The organism is Micromonospora sp. NPDC003241 (assembly GCF_053589795.1).
In genome coordinates this window covers 91,919-109,903 of sequence record NZ_JBSFSO010000016.1, presented here as the reverse complement: position 1 = coordinate 109,903, position 17,985 = coordinate 91,919, and the positions used below count along the sequence as shown (strand labels likewise).

Genomic DNA, 17,985 nt, shown 5'->3' with positions numbered 1-17,985 from the left:
CCCATCGCGTCGTCATCGGTCGATGGTGCCCGCTGCCGCACCCGCCGAGCAAGATCTGGTCGGCTTCCCGGAATACCCCGCTGAGCTGCCTCGCACGGTGCTACGACAGCAGGATGAGCTGGACCGGCGTACGGGGCGGCCGACCGTGACGCGTTTCGCCGGTCGGCTGGCGCCGGTGTCCCAGCCGGGCCGGGCCACGTTCCTGGAACTCTTCTTCGACCTCGTCTTCGTGTTCGCGCTCACCCGCATCTCCGCCCGCTCGTTCGAGGACCTGGCGCTGGAACCCGGCGGGGCCTCCGGGTGGACGCCGGTGACCGGCGGGCTGAAGACACTGCTGTTGCTGCTCGCGCTCTGGGCGCTGTGGCAGAACACCGCCTGGGCGACCAGCCGCTACGACCCGTACCACGGCGGGGTGCAGCTGATCGTCATGATCGCCCTGGTCTGCAGCATGGTGATGGGCGTGGCGATCCCCCAGGCGATCACCGCAACCGGGCTGGCCTTCGCGGTCGCGTACGTGGTGGCGCAGGTCGCCCGCCCGCTGATCCTGCTCGCGTACGGCACCCCCGAACGGGCCCTGAAGGCCCGCACCGCGATCACCTTCACCGCCTCCGGCGTGCTGTGGATCGTCGGCGCGACACTGCCGGTGAACCTGCGGGTGATCCTCTGGACCAGCGCGCTGGGCCTGGAGTACGTCCTCGGCCGGTACGGCTACCCGGTACCCGGGCTGGGCCGCTCCACGGTCTCCCGCTGGGACATCTCCAGCGAACACCTCGCCGAGCGCTACCAACAGTTCTTCCTCATCGCCCTCGGCGAGACCGTGCTGGTCGCCGGTTTCTCCTACAGCGACGGCCCCTACCCACCGTCACAGACCCTGGCGTTCGCGCTGGCACTGGCCACCTCCATCCTGCTGTGGCGCATCTACGTGCAGCGCGCCGGTCAGATCCTCGGCGAGGCCGTCGCCCGCGCCCGGCAACCGGCCGGCATCGGCCGGTCCGCCGCCGACACCCACCTGGTCATGGTGATCGGGCTCACCGCCACCGCCGTCGGCTACGAACTGGCCATCCAACACCCGCTCTACCACCCCGAACCCGCCTGGATCGTCATGATCCTCGGCGGTCCGGTGGTGTTCCTGCTCGGCCGGGCCCGCTTCGAGTACGAGGTGTTCCACCGCGTCTCCGCACCCCGCTGGATCTCCGCGCTGCTGCTGACCGCCGCCGTACCGATCGCCACCCACCACCCACCGGTCTACTCGCAGGTGCTGGTCCTCGTGGTGCTCGGCGTGGTCGCGCTCACCGATTCCCTGCGCGCCCGCAACAAGGCACCCGAACCGGCCGCCCCGCCCTTCTGACACCCCGGCGTCCGGCACCGGCAACACGGCCCTGACCAGCGCTAACCTGGCTGTCGTGACCTTCTCGCTCGTCGCCCGCTCCACCGACGGCCGCACGCACGGCATCGTCGTGGCCAGCCGCTTCCTGGCCGCCGGAGCACTCGTCCCGGCCGCCGAGGCCGACCTCGGCGCGATCGCCACCCAGGCACACGTGAACCTCGCCTACCGCCCCCAGGGACTGGCCCTGCTACGCACCGGCGTACCCGCCGCCCACGTCGTCGCCGGCCTGGTCGCCGCCGACCCGGAACGCGACCACCGGCAACTCGGCGTGGTCGCCGCCACCGGCCCCGGCGCCACCTGGACCGGCCCGCACTGCCGCGACTGGGCCGGCGGCCAGACCGGCGACGGCTGGGCCGCCCAGGGCAACATCCTCACCGGCCCCGAGGTCATCGACGCCCTACGCGACACCTGGCTCACCGGCACCGACCTACCCTTCGCGCAACGCCTGGTCGCCGCGCTACGCGCCGGCCAGACCGCCGGCGGCGACCGCCGCGGCCAGCAGAGCGCCGCCCTGCTCGTCGTCCGAGAAGGCAGCGGGTACGCCGGCACCGGCGACGTCGCCATCGACCTGCGCGTCGACGACCACCCCGACCCGATCACCGAACTGGAACGCCTGCTCGCGCTGCACACCCGCATGTTCAGCCGCCCCGACCCGGCCACCCTGCTCACCTTGGCCGGCGCCCTCGCCGCCGAGGTGGCCGGACTCCTCACCGCCCTCGGGCACCCGGCCGACCCGACCGAGCCGGAGGACGCCCTGGTCGCCTGGGCCGGGATGGAGAACCTGGAGGAACGACTGGTGCCCGGCCGCATCGACCCGGTCGTCCTGGCCCACCTGCGTACCGCCGTCCCGCACGTCCCGGCACCCCGCTCCCCCGCCTGACCGCGCCTCGCTCGTTCGTGCCTTTTGGTTGTTAAGGGGTGTCCATACAGATGATCACGCTCGATCCAGGATCGAGTGGTCTCCTGGCGCGATGGGAACCACTCGATCGTGAATCGAGCGTGATCTTGATTGGCCAGGCTGTCTGGGACACCACCCTGGTTTCGTTTCCGCCTGGTCGGAATCTCGTTCGGTATACGACCGGTTGCCAGGAAGACTGGCACCATGAGCAGACGGCACTTCGTCTTCCTGGACCCCGACGGCATGGCCGGCGGGTGGCTCTATGCAGTCGTGGAGGCCCGGACTGGCGTGTTCTACCAGCATCAGTACGGCGGTACAGCGTGCCGACAGGGGCAGGTACAGGGCTTCCTCGTTCCGGTGGCAAGCGCCGACGCTCTGGACGCACTTCGCCAGTTGTTCGAGAAGGACTTCCGTGGGGCTGGCACGGGAAACTACTCGTGGCCGGACGAGGAGCGGAACAGACTCCGCCAGATCATCGGCGGCATCTCTTACTGGGCATGTGATGGACACAGCGAGAAGCCGCACGCCCTGCGGCTGGACGAGAGCCGGATCCGCGAGGCGGACGAGGCATGGCTGCCGGTGATCACTCCGGACGGCCCTGGTGTGCTCGTCTGGCTCAACTCGGATTGAACAGCGCTCACCGACTGCAACACAGGCCCTGCCAGAGACCGGCGCCCCGCCCTTCGCCGCTTCGGAATAGGACGAGAGCGCCGGGTCCGGCCGGCAGCCGGCCGTGACGCCCGACGACGACCGGCTGGTCCGGCTGCTCCTGGACCGTTCCGCACTGTTGGCCCACGTCGCCGGCTCGGTGCACGTCGGCGAGCCGCTGCACGAGGTGATCGAGGATCGCAACCGGTTCGGTGTCACGCCGTCACCGCAGCGGAGGCATTCGCCGCGTCGACGACTCGAAACGACCGTGCCGCGCTCCGCCGACTCCTGGCCCTCGACGCGTGCGTTGTGCTGCCGACCTCCGGTGGTTCCTGGCAGGAGCTGAGTTACTGGCGCACGTTCACCGGCCGGATCGACCTCGCCCCCACCGTCCTGGCCAGCTTCGACCATGACGCCTCGATCCTCACCCGCAAGGACCGGTACGGCGACGGAGACCTGCCGATCAACCTCATCCCCGAGTAACGCTTTGGCGGGAGGCCGTGCTGACCATTCGGCAGTTCGTCTATTCCTTCCGGCTCTCGCGCCACTGCGCGACAAGAATGGCGAGCGTGACCAGCGATCTACTTGCTGAGGTGGCCGAGACGTTCGAGAGGACCACCTGGGTGCGCATCTTCGACTCGGCCGGGCCGGGTGAACCGCATCGCAAACGGAGTGGTCGTCGTCCCGTCCTCGCCGACCTGCGTGACGCAGAGGCGCTGGCTCAACTGGGGACGGCACTGGCACTACGGCCCGACACCGAGGTCATGGACTGGATGCAGTGGCCTGATCTCTGGCTCGAACTGCTCGGACCCGACGATGTGCGGTTGGCGGTGATCGGATATCTCCGCCCCGACTGGCTGAGATGGGAATCCGACGGTGACCTTGAGCTGCGAGACCCGGCTGCCTTCGTGCAGTGGTTGACTCGCTGGGCCCCCGGAGCAGCGACGATTACCGCCGGCTGACTCAGCACCTCGCGCCTTGATACGGACCGGAGACGACCACCCGCCATCTATGTAGACAGAGTCTAGGTAGATTCAATCTACGTAGATTGAATCTACCTAACTCCGGCCGAAGGAGAGCAGCCGCAGCCCTGCGCTGTCGAGCAGTGCCTGTTCGGCGGCGCTGCGCGGGCTGCGGCCGGTGGCCTTGGCGATCAGGGTCAGCCGATCCCAGCCCAGCTCCGCCGGTACGTCCCGCCCACCGGTGAGCAGGTCGGCGATCACCCGCCCGGCGGCGGGGGTCAGCCAGGTCGGTTGGTCCAGGGCGGCGGCCAGGTCCAGGCCGTGTACCCCGACTTCCAGCACCCGGGTACGCAGGAACTCGGTCACCGTCATCGCGTCACCGTGCCGGGTGCGCACCACCCGGTCCGGCGGGTACGCGTCGACGGCCGCCACCGTGGCCCGCCAGGCGCGGTCGAACTCGGCGGCCACTCGACGCGCGCTGTCGAGGTCTCCCGAGGCTTGCGCGGAGGCGATCCGGTCGGCGTCGACCTGCGGGGTGAACTTGGCCGCGCCGAAGTACTCGGCGGCGTCGACCCGCGCCTGGGCGGGTGCCGGGTCGGCGAGCATGTCGGCCAGGCGGCCGACGCCGGTGTGGACGTGGGCCAGCAACTGCGCCAGGTTCCAGGGCGGGCAGTCGGTGGGGCGGGCCAGGTCCGCGTCGTCGAGGGTGGTCAGCACCTCGCCCAGCCGGGTGCACTCGGCGGCGAAGGCGTCACGGACCGGCTCGAACGAGTCAGTGGACACGGGTCAGCCCTGGTGGCGGGGGACGATGCGGTGCACGGAGGCGAGTACCAGTGCCATCACGACCCCCATGGTGCCGACGATGCCGGCGGCGCTGCCGGCGTACCCGAGGAACAGGGGGCGGCGGCCGAGTGCCTGCGGGGGTGTGCCGCGCACGCCGATGAGCCACCAGAGGGCCAGGGCGCAGCCGGCGATCACCAGGAGGCCGCCGACGCCGAGCAGGGTGGCGGTGAGCCGGTGCGCGTCGCCTGGTTCCACCTCGGCCTGTTCGCGTTGGGTGACCAGCAGCAGGAGTCCGGCCAGGGCCGCCCAGACGCCGACGACGAGGTACGCCGCGACGGCGTCGCTGGGGCGGTGCCAGCCGGCCGACAGGGTGGCGACTCCGGCGGCGGCGGCGTAGGTGGCGCCGATGACCGCGCCGAGGGCGCGGACCCGGGGTGGCAGCACCAGCACCAGGGCGACGGCCACGGAGGCGGCGACGGTGGTGTGGCCGCTGGGCAGGCTGTTGCCGACGAACGCGCGTTCGGGGTCGATGCCGTAGTCGGGGCGAGCCAGGCCGTACTTGAGCAGTTGGGTGGTGACGTTGGCGCCGGCGATCAGCGCGGTGGCGGCGACGGCGAGGGCGATCCGGCCGCGGATGAGGGCGATGAACCCGATGGTGATGGTGACCGCGAGCAGGGACACCACGGACATGGCGTTGAGGATGTGGTCGACGGGTTCCTGGATGTGGTCGCGGCCGATCCGGTTGCCGGTCAGGGCCACGGTGTCGATCCATTGGCCGAGCCCGGTGTAGAGGGCCAGGCGCCACACGGCGATGAAGGCCGCCACCTGGATGAGGGCCAGGACGACGAGCCAGACCGCAGTCCCACCCCGGGGCGTCACGCGCACCCGGACAACTTAGCGGCACGGTGGGGCCGGATGACCGGTGGCCCGCCGATGTCGCGGGGATAGGTTGGGGCGCAGGTGAAGGAGGCGAGGGTGACCGGTACGTCGGAACGCGACCCGGCGGCGGTGCAGCGGCCGGAGTCGCTGGCCGATCTGCTCGGTGGGCGGCAGGGGGCGATCGACGCCACGGTGCCTCCGGTGGCCTTCACGCTGGGGTGGCTGGTGGCCGGCCAGTCGGTGCGCGTGGGGGTGGCGGCGGCGCTGGTGACCGGGGCGGTGGTGGCCGGGTGGCGGCTGCGGCGCGGGGATCGGCCCCGGTCGGTGGTGATCGGGTTGTTGGCGGTCTGTGTGGCCGCGCTGGTGGTGGTGCGTACCGGGCGGGCCGAGGATTTCTTCCTCGTGCAGTTGCTGGCCAACGGTGCCAGTGCCCTGGCGTGGGCGGCCAGCATCGTGCTGCGGTGGCCGCTGCTGGGTGTGGTGGTGGGTACGGCGTTGGGTCAGCGGGGGCGGTGGCGGCGTGATCCGGCGTTGTTGCGGGCGTACGGGCGGGCCAGTTGGGTCTGGACGGCGACCTACGTGTTGCGGCTGGCGGTGTTCGTGCCGCTGTATCTGAGCGGGCAGGTGTTGGGTCTGGCGGCGGCCCGGGTGGGGATGACGTGGCCGTTGGTGGCTGCGGCGTTGGCGGTGAGTTGGGCGGTGATCCGCCGGTCGCTGCCGGCCGGTCATCCGGGGCTGCGGCACCCGGTGGTGCCGGAGGCGGGCGCGGAGGCCGCTGTGGGGGCGGACGGTAAAGAGCCCGCACAATAAGGGAGAGGCCGCCACGGGGGGAGCGGCCTCTCCGGTGATGTACGTTACTCCGTCCCGGGCCGGGTTGTGATCCCGGGGCGGTCACTTTTTTCCGCGATCTGCGTACCCGCCCCCGGAATCGGGGCGGTGGGGTGGGTCGACCCGCTCCGCTGCGTCGGCCAGAGGGGCCGACCCACCCCGGCCTGACCGTGGGTGTCAGGCCGTCATTCGGCCGGTACCTGCCTCTACCCCCGAGGCCCGGCCGAAGCCTCCGGGTGGGTCACCGCCCACCCGGAGGAGTCTCGGTCAGCCGTTGGGGAACAACTTCCCGTAGTCGGCGTACGCCATGGCGACGTCCGCCTGTGCCCAGAACCGGTGGTAGCGGAACTCCGGCTCCGGCCCACCGTCGAGGTAGGCCTGGACCTTGGGCCATGCCGGGTCGTTCTTGTAGAACGACCGGATGTCCAGGAAGCTCTTGCCCGGGGCGATGACGTCGCCGTTGGGCATCCGGCCGGTCCATCCCTGCGGGATGTAGAGGCCCTGCCCGGTGGAGGCGTTGTAGACGTCGTCGAAGCGGCGGTAGTCGCCCCGCTTCTCCACCGTCGAGACACCCTGCGCGTCGCTGTTGGCGTGCAGGGCGTCCAGCAGCCCCTTGGCGGTGGTCTTCGCCGCGGCGTTACCCGACTTCGCTGCGTACGCGATCAGCGTACGGGCGTAGGCGGCGGCGACGCCGACGTCCTGGCCCTTGACCGTCACCTCGACGTGCAGGTTGGTGTTCGGCTGCGGGTTGTTCGGGTTCCAGGTGGTCGGCTGTCCGGTCCAGCGCATGTCCGACGGGATCGACCAGTTGGTGCCCACCGTGGTGTTGGCGATCGCCCACGGCACCCACTTGTCCAGCAGCGCCTTGGCCTTGGCGTTGCCGCTGACCAGGTACAGCTCGGCGATGCGCTGCATCGACCAGACCTGCATGCCGAACCACTGGTTCGACGGCGGGTCGTTGTAGACCGGGTCCTCGTCGTAGAACATGCCGTAGAAGGTGGACGTCCCGGCCGGCGGCGTGCCGTAGTGCCCGCCCCAGCTGTTGGTCGCGCCACCGGCGATGCCACCCTCGGCCGACTGGAGCCAGGTGTAGAACTCCAGCTGCCGGTTGAGGCTGTTGGTCCAGTCCGCCGCCGCCGTGGACGAGCGCGGCTTGAGTTCGTTGACGTTGGTCAGCGCCCACGCCGCGAACGGGTTCTGGTAGCCGAAGTGGCTGTGGCTGGAACCGATGCGCCACGACCAGTTCTGGCCGGCGTCGTACGCGCCGCCCCAGGCGTAGTACCAGGACAGCAGGTAGTGCGCGGAGTCGCGGCCGCTACCGGCGGGGCACTGGCTGGCACCGACGCAGTTGCCGATCCGCTTGAAGTACTTGTCGAACATGGCGTACCGCAGGTAGTCGCCCATCTTGGCGGCCTTGGTCACGGTGGCCGCCACGTCGGCCTGCTTGTTCTGCTCCTTGGCCCAGGTCAGCGCCCAGTAGGCGGCCTGCACGGCACGGGCGTCGGCGTCCGGGGCGTTGGTGTACTTCCACTGCCGCGCCGGTGCGTTGGCCTCCTTGACGAACAGGTCGAGGTAGCCGTACTGGCCGCCGTGGCGGAACGTGTCGCAGGACGGCTGCGGCACGGTCTCCCAGACCGACTCCTGGGTGCCACGCTGGAAGGTGTTGATGTAGGCCGGCCGGGTGGTGCCGTTGCCGCAGCGCCCGAAGCCGTAGGTGTTGTCGACGTCGAGCAGCCAGTGCATGCCGTAGATGTCGCCGGTGCCGTAGGTCTGCTGCAGTTCCGAGCGCAGCGGGTCGCGGCCCACCGGGACCGACGTGTCCAACTGCGACGGGTACTGGTTGGGCAGGTCGTGCTCGGCGGCGTAGCTGGCGTCACCGGCGGCGCCGGCGGTCGGCTGGTCGGCCGAGGACGGGATGATGTACTTCTCCATCACGGTCCAGGCGTTGTTGAACGGCGCCCAGTTCTGGGTCACCCGCCCGTAGTAGGCCTCCAGCCACAGCCAGAAGCTGAACGCCTCGGAGGTGGTCTGGTGGCCGTGGTCCGGCGCCTCGACGATCAGCGTCTCGATCGAGTGGTACGGCACGCCCTCAGGGCTGAAGTAGCCCGAGTTCTTGATCTTGCCGTACTGGGCGAGGAACCGCTCCACGTACTCGCCGTCGCCGCCGCCGGGCACGTCGTTGTCGATCTCGGTGACGGTGATCGCCAGTGGCGCGTAGCCGGTGGCCGAGGCGGTGATGGTGGCGGTGCCGCCGACGGTGTCGGCGTCCTCCGCCGCCGCGACGGTCACGGTGACGCCGGTGCTCCAGTTGCTCGGGGTCAGCGTGAGCGTGGACGGGGTGACGCTGATGTCCGAGTCACCGGTGCGGGCCAGGCTGACCGCGACGTTCGAGGTGGGTGCCCGGTCCAACTTGAGGTTGAACGTCGAGGTGCCGCCCTCCGGCACGCTGACCGAGGACGGGGTGGCGACCAGCGCCGGCCCGGTGGCCGCGGTGACGGTGAAGGTCCGCTCGGCCACCGCCGAGAGGTTGGCGTTGTCGTACGCCCGCGCCTGCACCGTGTACGCACCGGCCGGCAGGTCCTCCAGCGTGTACGCGTACGGGGCGGTGGTGTCGGTGTTGACCAGCAACCCGTTGCGGTAGAACTCGACCTTGGTGATGGTGCCGTCGGCGTCGCTGGCCGTGGCGGTCAGCGGCACGTCGGCCGGGGCCACGAACGGGCCGGCGGGCACCGACAGGCTCACCGTCGGCGGCTGCTGCGGCACGCCGCCGCAGGTGACCCCGTTGACCGAGAAGGACGTCGGCTTGGGGTTGCTGCCGCTGTAGGAGCCGTTGAAGCCGATGGTGGTGCTGGCGCCGGTGGCCAGGTTGCCGTTGTACGACTCGTTGACGGCGGTGACCTCGTTGCCGCTCTGGGTCCACCGGGCCGACCAGCCCTGGGTGACGCGCTGGTTGCCGGGGAAGGCGAACTTCAGCGTCCAGCCGGTGATCGGGTCACCCAGATTCTTGACGGTGACGTTGGCGGTGAAGCCGTTGCTCCAGTCGTTCGTCGCGTAGACCACGTCGCAGGCCGGTGCGGCCTGTGCGGCGGCAGCGGGGACGGTCACCCCGCCGATCGCCAGCGCCGCGGCGGCGAGCCACGCCATGCGCCGACGTCTTGCCAGATTCTTCATCTGCGCGGTGTCTCCTCGGACAGGCCGGGGACGGTGCCGCCCCGGCGCGACGCCACGCCGACAGGGTGTCCGCGAGGCGCCAAGTGGATGGTGGTCTCTCTGTCGGCACGAGGCCGGGAGCGGCGGGGGCGCCGTCGCACGACTGCTGCTCCCCGCTGCGATCAGGACGCCGTACCGGACAAGCCGGGCTGCCCTCGGCAACCTGCACTCACGCGTATCTGGCTCCACGCGGTCGATCGACAGTCTGCCATGGAAGCGCTCCCAGATCCAGCACAGGAACTTCCGGAAACACCGGCTTGTTTCGATCTCGTTTTGGGGCTTTCACAAAGCCGTGACGGGCGTTACAGTCGCAGCAACGTCGATGGGAGCGCTTCCATCGACAAGGTTCCAAAAAGAAGATCACCCGGGGCTGTGCCCACAGCGCCGGGGAGTAGACCAGAGGCCGACGGCGGGCCAGCCCGGACACCGCCGTCAGCCGCCGCCCCACCACAGTGGAGGGAGGTGGACCTCAAGCCACTCGCGTGGCCCGGCTCCCGCGCGACACGCACGACTGGGACGCCAAATCCGCCCGTGCGTGTACCGCAACACAGTGGGGACGGGGGTTGCCCTCCCCCGTCCCCACACTAAACCCCCGTTCACGATGGGAAAAGAGGCCGACGGGTCAGACGCGCGTCACACGCGCGCCCCGCAACGGCAGTCGACCCGCCCGCCGACCGTGCGACGCCCGCCGACCGCCCCGGGCGCGCCACCCCGGTCCGCGCCCTGCGGAGCTCAGCGCACCCCGGTCCCGCCGACCCGATGCCCGACCGGCAGCGCCATCTTTCCCACCCCCAGCCGTCCCCGCCGCCAAGGCAGCCCCGACCTGCGACGATCCGGCCCTTGGCGAGCACCGCCCACCCTTTACCCTGTATTGGGAGCGCTCCCGAGGGCTCAGGCGGTCAACCATCCACGAGGAGAACTCATGTCGATACTCACCCGGCGCGACCTGCTGCGCCACGCGGCGCTCTCGGCCACGGCCGTCACCCCCGCCGGCGCCGCCATCGGCACCACCGCCGCGGCCGCCGGCGCCGCGACCCTCGCCGGCTGCCAGCCCGGCGACACCGACCGCACCGCACCGGACACCAGCCCAGCGGTCCGGCTGCCCTTCCCACAGAACTTCGGCTGGGGCGCGGCCACCTCCGCCTACCAGATCGAGGGCGCCGCCAAGGAAGACGGCCGTGGCGAATCGGTCTGGGACACCTTCAGCCACGCACCCGGGCGCATCCGCAACGGCGACACCGGAGACGTCGCCGCCGACCACTACCACCGCTACGCCGACGACCTCGATCTGATGCGCGACCTGGGGCTGCGCAGCTACCGGTTCTCCATCTCCTGGCCGCGCATCCAGCCCGACGGCACCGGCCCCGCCAACCAACGCGGCCTCGACTTCTATCGCCGCCTCGTCGACGGCCTGCACGACCGGGGCATCTCTCCGATGGCCACCCTGTTCCACTGGGACCTGCCCCAGTCCCTGCAGAACACCGGCGGATGGGAGTCCCGCGACGTCGCCCAGCGCTTCGCCGACTACGCCGCCATCCTCTTCGACGCCCTCGGCGACCGCGTCCCGGTCTGGCTGACCATCAACGAACCCAAGACCGTGGTGCAGAACGGCTACCTCACCGGCCACCACGCCCCCGGCCTGCGCGACCCCGACGCCGCCTACCTGGTCGCCCACCACCTGCAGCTGGCCCACGGCCTCGCGGTCCGCGCACTCCGCGAGACCAGCAGCACCGGCCGCATCGGCCCGGCCTTCAACCTGCACCCCTGCTACCCCGCCGACGACTCCCCCGCCGCCGCCGAGGCCGCCCGCCTCTACGACGGCTACGAGAACCGCCTCTACCTCGACTCCGCCCTCAAGGGCAGCTACCCGGAGGACGTCCTGGCCGACCTCGGACCGGACAGCCGCATGGTGCGCGGCATCCGCGACGGCGACCTGGAGATCATCTCCTCCCCCATCGACCTGCTCGCCGTGCAGTACTACACCCCGATCTACGTCACCGCCAACGGCGGCACCGTCAGCCGCTGGCCCACCTCCGAAGCGGAGTGGCAGCAGATCTACCCCGACGGCATGTACGACATCCTGACCCGGGTCACCCGCGACTACGGCCCCATCCCGCTCACCGTGACCGAGAACGGCCTGCCCACCCCCGACGTACTCGCCGCCGACGGCACCGTCGAGGACACCGGCCGGGTCACCTTCCTGCGCGACCACCTCGCCGCCGCCCACCGCGCCGTCACCGACGGCGTGCCGCTGGAGAGCTTCCACGTCTGGTCGCTGCTCGACAACTTCGAGTGGGCCGAGGGCTACGACCAGCGCTGGGGCCTGATCTACGTCGACTACGCCACCCAGCGCCGCGTCCTCAAGCGCAGCGCCCACTGGTACCGCCAGGTCATCGCCGACAACGCCCTCTGAGGTGTAAGGAGGGGTCCCCTGCTAACGCCTCGTGCATAGCAGGGGACCCCTGCTCACCGCCCACCTCCGGCCATGACCCGCACCGTTGCGGCAGCGACGCGGGACCACGCCGGCCACCGACCCTGCACTAGGGTCGGCCGCATGATCGATCGCGCCCCGTTAGGGCGGCCGTTCTGGACGTTCTGGAGCGCCGCCGCCCTGGCCAACCTGGGTGACGGCATCCGCGTCGCCGCGTTCCCGCTACTCGCCGCGGCACTCACCGACGACCCGCTGGCCGTCGCCGCCGTCGCCGCCGCTCAGTTCCTGCCCTGGCTCGTCTCCGGGCTGCTCGCCGGTGCCCTCGCCGACCGCCGCAGCGCCCGTACCCTGCTCGTCGCCGCCGACACCGCCCGGGTCGTCGTGCTGGCCACCCTCGCCACCGCAGTGGCCCTGGGCGGGGCCACCATCGCCCTGGTCGTCGTCGCCGCGTTCCTGCTCGGCATCGGCGAGACCCTCCGCGACACCGCCGCCCAGACCGCCGTACCTCGGCTCGTCGCCGACGCTCACCTGGAGAAGGCCAACGGGCGGCTCGTGGCCGGGGAGATCGTCGGCAACGAGTTCGTCGGTCCCCCGGTGGGCGCAATGCTGTTCGTCGTCGGCGCGGCCATCCCCTTCGCCGTCAACGGCGCCACCCTCGCCCTGGCCGTGATGCTCATGCTCTCCCTGCCGCTGACCCTGGCCCACCGGACCACCAGCGCGCCCACCACCGACGAGACGGCGACCGCCGAGGGCGACGGCATCCTGGCCGGCCTGCGGTGGCTGCTCCGCCAGCCGATGCTGCGTACCCTGGTGTTGGTCACCGCCGCCGTGGCCGCCGCCGACACCGCCTGGTTCGCGATCTTCGTGCTCTACGCCCGCGACGCCCTCGGCCTCGGCGCGTTCGGCTTCGGCCTGCTGCTGGCCACCGGCGCCGCCGGGGGCCTGATCGGCTCGTTCGCCGCCGACCGGCTGGTCGCCCGCTTCCGCCACCGCCACGTGCTCACCTGGTCGATGGCCGTCACCGCCGGTGTCCCGGTGCTGCTGGCCGTCACCCCGCACCGCGCCGCCGCCGTGGTCGTGGTGGTCACCACCAGCGCGGCGTTCGCCGTGCTCAACGTGGCCGCCCTGTCCGTCCGGCAACGACTCGTGCCCGGCGGCCTACTCGGCCGGGTGATCGCCGCCTCCCGCATGGTCACCTACAGCTGCACCGCGCTGGGCGCACTGGCCGGCGGCGCGCTCGCCGCCAGCGCCGGCATCGAGGCACCGTTCGTGTTCAGCGGGGTCATCGCCGTCACCGCCACCGTCGCCTGGTGGCTCGCCTCCCGACGCGGCACCCCCGGCGCCCTCGGCCTGCGGTAGGCCGAGGACACCGCATCCGGGACGTCAGGTCCCCCGGCCAGACCGGGTCAGCGCGGCAGGGCCTGCTGCAACTCGGCGCGCAGCGCCGGGGTCAACATGTCCCCGGCCTGCTTGGCCAGCCGCGCCATCTCGTAGCCGACCACGCCGATGTCGGCGTCCGCCGCGGCGAGGGTGGCCAGGATCGACCCGTCGCGGACCTGCATCACCAGGAAGTAGCCCCGGCCCATCTCGACGACGGTCTGCTTGACCACGTCACCGTCGAACATCTGCGCGGCACCGGCGGTGATGCTCATCAGGCCCGACGTGACGGCGGCGAGTTTGTCGGCGTGGTCCCGGGGCAGGTTGTCCGATATCGCCACCAGCAGCCCGTCGGAGGACACCACGATCGCGTGTGCCACTCCCGGCACCCGATCCGCGAATGCGCTGACCAGCCAGCTCAGATCCCGAGCCTGCTGCGACAAGGTGGTCACCTTGGTCCCCCTTCGTTCCATACGCCTGACGGTTGCACGGGAATCTGCATGGTCTCCTCGGCCTCGGCCCGCCGCACACCGCTGTACAACTTCGACAACATGCCGCCGACCGCATCCGGGTCGGGGTCGTGCCGGACCGGCCGCTGCTGCTCCGGACGGGCCGGCTGGGTCACCGAACTCAGTTGCGCCATCGGCACCCGCATCGGCAGGCCCTGGGCATTGGTGCCGGCGGTCACCGGCACCGTCGGCGGGGCCGGCTGCCCGACCCCCGTCGTCGGCACGGCCCCCGACGGTCCCTCCCGGGACCACCAGCCACCGCCGCCGGCCGGGACGGCCGCCGCCGGGGCGAGCACGGTCTCGGCACGTACCGGATGGGTCTGGCGGGGCACGGTGGTCGGCCGACGGCCGGCGACCGGCAGCTCCACCGGGCCGGGCCGTCCGCCCTGGTGGGCGGTCATGCCGGCCGGGATCCGCGGCGCCGGCGTCGGGTCGACGCTCGGTGCCGGTGCCGCGGCCAGCAGCGCGCCGGGCAGTCGGATCCGGGCCACCAGGCCACCGACACCGCCGTGCAGCCGCACCTCGATGCCGTGCCGGGCCGCCAGGTGACTGACCACGAACAGACCCATCCGCTCCACCGTCGCCACGTCGGCGGCCGGTGGGCTGGCCAGGACGGCGTTGGCCTCGGCCAACGCGGTCTCGGTCATGCCGATGCCCTGGTCGGCGATCTCGAGGACCGCGCCGTGGCCCTCGACCCGGGCCATGACCTGCACGACGGTGTCGGGACGGGAGAAGGCGGTGGCGTTCTCCAGCAGCTCGGCCAGCAGGTGGACCAGTTCGCCGACGGCGTGCCCGACCACGTACAGGTCCGCCACGGCCTCGTGCCGTACCCGCTGGTACTGCTCGATCTCCGCGCTGGCCGCCAGCAGCACCGCGCCCAGCCCGATCGGCCGGTTCCACCGCCGGGTCGACTCGGTGCCGGCCAGCACCAGCAGGCTCTCGTCGTTACGCCGCATGCGGGCGGCCAGGTGATCCAGCTTGAACAGGTTCTCCAACTGGTCCGGGTCGCCTTCCTCGCGCTCCAGGTCGTCGAGCAGTTCCAACTGCCGCTCGACCAGCACCTGACTGCGTCGCGCGAGGTTGACGAACATCGCGTTGACGTTGCGTCGCATGTTCGCCTGCTCGACCGCCACGCCGACGGCGCTGCGGTGCACGGCGACGAACGCCTCGGCAAGCTCACCGATCTCGTCGAGCGAGCGGACCACCGCCGGGGACACCTCGATGGGCGGCACGCCACCGGAGACCGACCGTAGTCGGGACAGCGCCTCGGGCAGTTCGACCTGGGCGATCCGCAGCGCCTGCGAACGCAGCAGCCGGATCGACCGGGCCAGCGACCGGCCGACCAGCACCGAGATCAGCACCGCCACCAGCAGCACCGTGATGATCGCACCGATCAGCAGCAGTGTCTGACGTAGCTGGGTGGTGCTGGCCGCCTGCGCCTGTTGCACCGCCTCGGCCAGCACCTCGGCCTCGTACTGGCGCAGCAGCTCGTGGCGGTTGTCGCTGGCCTCCCACCACTGCCCGCCGGTCAGCACCAACCGACCGGCCGCGATCTGGGCGATCGCCCGATCCTCCAGCTCGCTGGTGGCGGCGAAGAGCGGGGTCACGGTCATCTCGTCGTAGCGGGCCACCTGCCCGTTGCTGGCGGCGATCCGGAACACACCCAGCGCGGTCAGCTGGCGGGCCCGCAGTTCCGCCAGCCGCGCCCCGTTGTCGGCGCTGTAGCCGCTGTCGCGCGCGGTGGCGTACACCTCCGCGCGGACCCGCGCCGACATGTCCTTGGCTCGGGCGAACTGCACGTACCGCAGCACCGCGTCGGCCAGGTCCGGGCGGTCGTTGCCCGGCGCCGGTTGGGCGAGCAGGGTCAGCAGCCCCTCGATGGCCCGGTGGTAGTTGCCGAGGATGGTGTCGTCGCTGAGCACCACGGTCGCCATCACACCGCGGATGTACTCGACCTGCTGCACCGCCTGCGACGCCACCGAGTAGGTGTCGCGCCAGGCCGGGTCGGCCTCGGCCACCGGCTCGGCCACCTCCCGCAGCGCCCGCATCGCGTCGTCGGTGGCATCCCGGTACTGCTGCAACGAGCCCAGCATCGCGGCGCGGCCGGCCTCGTCGGCGCTGGCGCGCAGCACGGGCAGCTCACCGGCGGTCCGGTCGCGTTCCTGCTGCAGCATGTGCACCAGGTAGGTGATCTCCTCACCGACGGTGACCTGCGCGGCGAAGTCGCCGAGCGTGCTCGCCCGCCCGACCAGGCTCTGGGTCTGCACCCCGGCCATGACCAGGAACGCCACCGACGGGATGACCAGCACGGCGGCGAGTTTGGTCCGCATCCGCCAGTCCCGCAACCGGAACGCGGAACGACGCCGGTGGGGCACAACCCGAACGTCGAACCGCCGTCGGCGATGCGCTGACACCTCGGGCGTCTGATGTGCTGCACCCACAGGGTCCTCCTCCCCACGCGCCCGCCGTGACCTCGGGGAGCGCGGTCCATCCAACCAGGCCCCCGAGCAGTGTCAACGTCCTGCCCTTACGAGGGGTTCAGGACGAGACCGCCGGTCGCCACCTTATGCCGGGGTCGCCGGAGCTTGATCATCCGTCCGGCTGATGTCGGCCACCACCACGGCATCGGTGATCCGGCCGGTCGCCACGAGCGCCGCGCCGGTGGCCCCGATCTCCGGGTGACGTCCGAAGTCGACCCGACGGGGAGTGAGCACCTGGGCGAAGGTGCGGCGCCACCAGGGCGAGGCGGCCATCGCGCCGCCACCGAGGACCACGTCGGTGGGCCGGCCGACCATCGACTCCAGCCGCACCAGGTCGTCCACGACCTGCTCGCACACGCCGTGCATCAGCCCGGCCAGGATCTGCACGGAGGTGGTGCCGAAGCCGAGTCCACGCAGCTCACCGGAGCCGGCACTCCGGTCACCCGGGGGACGATCGCCGCCGAAACCGACGTTGACCGGTACGCCCTCGCCAGGTGGCAGCAGCGCCAGGGCCTGCTCCAGCGCCGGGCCGGTGGGCAGCCGCAGCACCCGGTCCGCCCAGGCGAACAGGTTCCCGCCCGAGGAGTACGCCGCCCCGGTGACGACGTGGTCGTGGTCGACGCGGTAGCGCCACAGCCGCTGCGGCAGCGGCGACTGCGGAGCGTGTGCGGGCATCCGCTGCAACAGCCGGACCGCCGAGGAGGTGCCGACGGTCACCGCCGCCCGACTGTCGTCGATGCAGCCGGAGCCGACGTTGGAGGCGGCACCGTCGCCGACCGGGGCCGTCCAGGACGCCTGCGCCAGGTCCGGCCAGCGGCGGGCGTACTCGCCGCGCAACCGACCCCGCCAGTCCCGAGCGGCCAGCTCGGGCAGATCCTCGCCGCGGGTGCCGGCCAGCGTGCACGCCTCGGGATCCCAGTCCAGCGTGCCCAGGTCGAGCAGGCCGGTGCCGGAGGCCTGCGACATCGACATCGGCGCGTCGGTGAGCAGCCGTCCCAGCGCGTACTCGACCAGGCCGGTGAAGCGGCCCACCCGGGTGCCGGCCTGCTCCCGCAGCCACGGCAGACGCACCGACCAGTAGCAGCGGTGCCACCAGGTGCCGGTGCGCTGGTGGTAGTCGACCGGATCGACCGGCCCGCCCAGCGCCGACGACGGCTCGGGCCGGGTGTCCAGCCAGGTGAGCACCGGGCCGAGTGGTTCGTCGTCGACGCCCAGCGGCAGCACCGAGTGCCACTGGGCACTGACCGCGATCAGGTCCACCTCGCGCAGGTGACCGTGGTCGTGCAGCTCGTCGAGGCACTCGATCAGGCAGGCCAGGTACTGCCGAGGGTCCAGGGTGCCGGCACCGTCACCGTCGACCGTGAGCACGGTCTTACGCCGCGCCAACGCACCCGGAAGGGGACGGATGTCAGCGTCCATCACGAGCCCCCGCACCGAGGAGGTTCCCAAGTCCAGCGCGAGAATGTTCATCGCGGTCAACGTACCCGCTGACGTCGCCGCCCGGCGTCACCGCCCACGCCAGTCCGCCGAACGGCTTCCCCACCTCTCGGACCGCGCGTAGGGTGTGCGCATGCCTACGTGCCTGTCCTGCTG

General features: G+C 71.5%; 14 protein-coding genes. 8 read left to right on the top strand and 6 right to left on the bottom strand.

Annotated elements, in window-relative coordinates; all coding sequences use genetic code 11:
- Window positions 1-22: 22 nt before the first annotated feature.
- The 5 genes from ACWDVW_RS15805 to ACWDVW_RS15785 all read left to right on the top strand — a co-directional run bounded on the left by ACWDVW_RS15805 (window position 23) and on the right by ACWDVW_RS15785 (window position 3,895).
- Window positions 23-1,348: a low temperature requirement protein A gene (locus tag ACWDVW_RS15805; protein WP_449948960.1), complete on the top strand. Its 1,326-nt coding sequence runs from the start codon at window positions 23-25 to the stop codon at window positions 1,346-1,348.
- Between the two features lie 55 nt (window positions 1,349-1,403).
- Entirely contained in the window at window positions 1,404-2,267 is an 864-nt protein-coding gene (locus ACWDVW_RS15800) for a DUF1028 domain-containing protein (protein ID WP_449948957.1), read from the top strand.
- Between the two features lie 222 nt (window positions 2,268-2,489).
- On the top strand, window positions 2,490-2,915 hold the full coding sequence (locus tag ACWDVW_RS15795; RefSeq protein WP_449948954.1) for a DUF6210 family protein: 426 nt from the start codon (window positions 2,490-2,492) through the stop codon (window positions 2,913-2,915).
- Window positions 2,916-3,242: 327 nt separating this feature from the next.
- Window positions 3,243-3,416: a hypothetical protein gene (locus ACWDVW_RS15790; RefSeq protein ID WP_449948951.1), complete on the top strand. Its 174-nt coding sequence runs from the start codon at window positions 3,243-3,245 to the stop codon at window positions 3,414-3,416.
- A gap of 17 nt (window positions 3,417-3,433) precedes the next feature.
- Window positions 3,434-3,895, top strand: a complete 462-nt coding sequence (locus ACWDVW_RS15785) for a hypothetical protein (protein ID WP_449948948.1) — start codon at window positions 3,434-3,436, stop codon at window positions 3,893-3,895.
- 96 nt (window positions 3,896-3,991) lie between these two features.
- On the opposite strand, the gene ACWDVW_RS15780 is transcribed toward ACWDVW_RS15785, so the two are convergent.
- Window positions 3,992-4,678, bottom strand: a complete 687-nt coding sequence (locus ACWDVW_RS15780; RefSeq protein ID WP_449948945.1) for a maleylpyruvate isomerase N-terminal domain-containing protein — start codon at window positions 4,676-4,678, stop codon at window positions 3,992-3,994.
- A 3-nt stretch (window positions 4,679-4,681) separates the two neighbouring features.
- The gene (locus ACWDVW_RS15775; RefSeq protein WP_449948942.1) at window positions 4,682-5,563 is read right to left on the bottom strand and encodes a phosphatase PAP2 family protein; all 882 of its coding nucleotides are present in this window, start codon (window positions 5,561-5,563) and stop codon (window positions 4,682-4,684) included.
- A gap of 90 nt (window positions 5,564-5,653) precedes the next feature.
- Between ACWDVW_RS15775 and ACWDVW_RS15770 the strand changes: the two genes are divergently transcribed.
- Entirely contained in the window at window positions 5,654-6,367 is a 714-nt protein-coding gene (locus ACWDVW_RS15770; RefSeq protein WP_449948939.1) for a DUF3159 domain-containing protein, read from the top strand.
- A gap of 285 nt (window positions 6,368-6,652) precedes the next feature.
- Here ACWDVW_RS15770 and ACWDVW_RS15765 read toward each other — a convergent pair whose 3' ends face one another.
- A complete protein-coding gene (locus ACWDVW_RS15765) occupies window positions 6,653-9,556 on the bottom strand; it encodes a glycoside hydrolase family 48 protein (protein ID WP_449948936.1) in 2,904 nt (967 codons plus the stop codon).
- 961 nt (window positions 9,557-10,517) lie between these two features.
- Between ACWDVW_RS15765 and ACWDVW_RS15760 the strand changes: the two genes are divergently transcribed.
- Together ACWDVW_RS15760 and ACWDVW_RS15755 are read left to right on the top strand one after the other, a co-directional pair.
- The gene (locus ACWDVW_RS15760; protein WP_449948933.1) at window positions 10,518-12,008 is read left to right on the top strand and encodes a GH1 family beta-glucosidase; all 1,491 of its coding nucleotides are present in this window, start codon (window positions 10,518-10,520) and stop codon (window positions 12,006-12,008) included.
- A gap of 141 nt (window positions 12,009-12,149) precedes the next feature.
- Complete coding sequence (locus tag ACWDVW_RS15755) at window positions 12,150-13,385, top strand: MFS transporter (protein ID WP_449948930.1); 1,236 nt, start codon at window positions 12,150-12,152, stop codon at window positions 13,383-13,385.
- A 47-nt stretch (window positions 13,386-13,432) separates the two neighbouring features.
- On the opposite strand, the gene ACWDVW_RS15750 is transcribed toward ACWDVW_RS15755, so the two are convergent.
- From ACWDVW_RS15750 to ACWDVW_RS15740, 3 genes are all read right to left on the bottom strand, one after another.
- Window positions 13,433-13,876, bottom strand: a complete 444-nt coding sequence (locus ACWDVW_RS15750; RefSeq protein WP_449948927.1) for a roadblock/LC7 domain-containing protein — start codon at window positions 13,874-13,876, stop codon at window positions 13,433-13,435.
- Window positions 13,852-16,242, bottom strand: a complete 2,391-nt coding sequence (locus ACWDVW_RS15745) for a nitrate- and nitrite sensing domain-containing protein (protein ID WP_449948924.1) — start codon at window positions 16,240-16,242, stop codon at window positions 13,852-13,854. Before ACWDVW_RS15745 ends, ACWDVW_RS15750 begins: the two co-directional genes overlap by 25 nt.
- 234 nt (window positions 16,243-16,476) lie before the next feature.
- Window positions 16,477-17,862, bottom strand: a complete 1,386-nt coding sequence (locus tag ACWDVW_RS15740; protein ID WP_449948921.1) for an FGGY family carbohydrate kinase — start codon at window positions 17,860-17,862, stop codon at window positions 16,477-16,479.
- Between the last annotated feature and the right edge of the window lie 123 nt (window positions 17,863-17,985).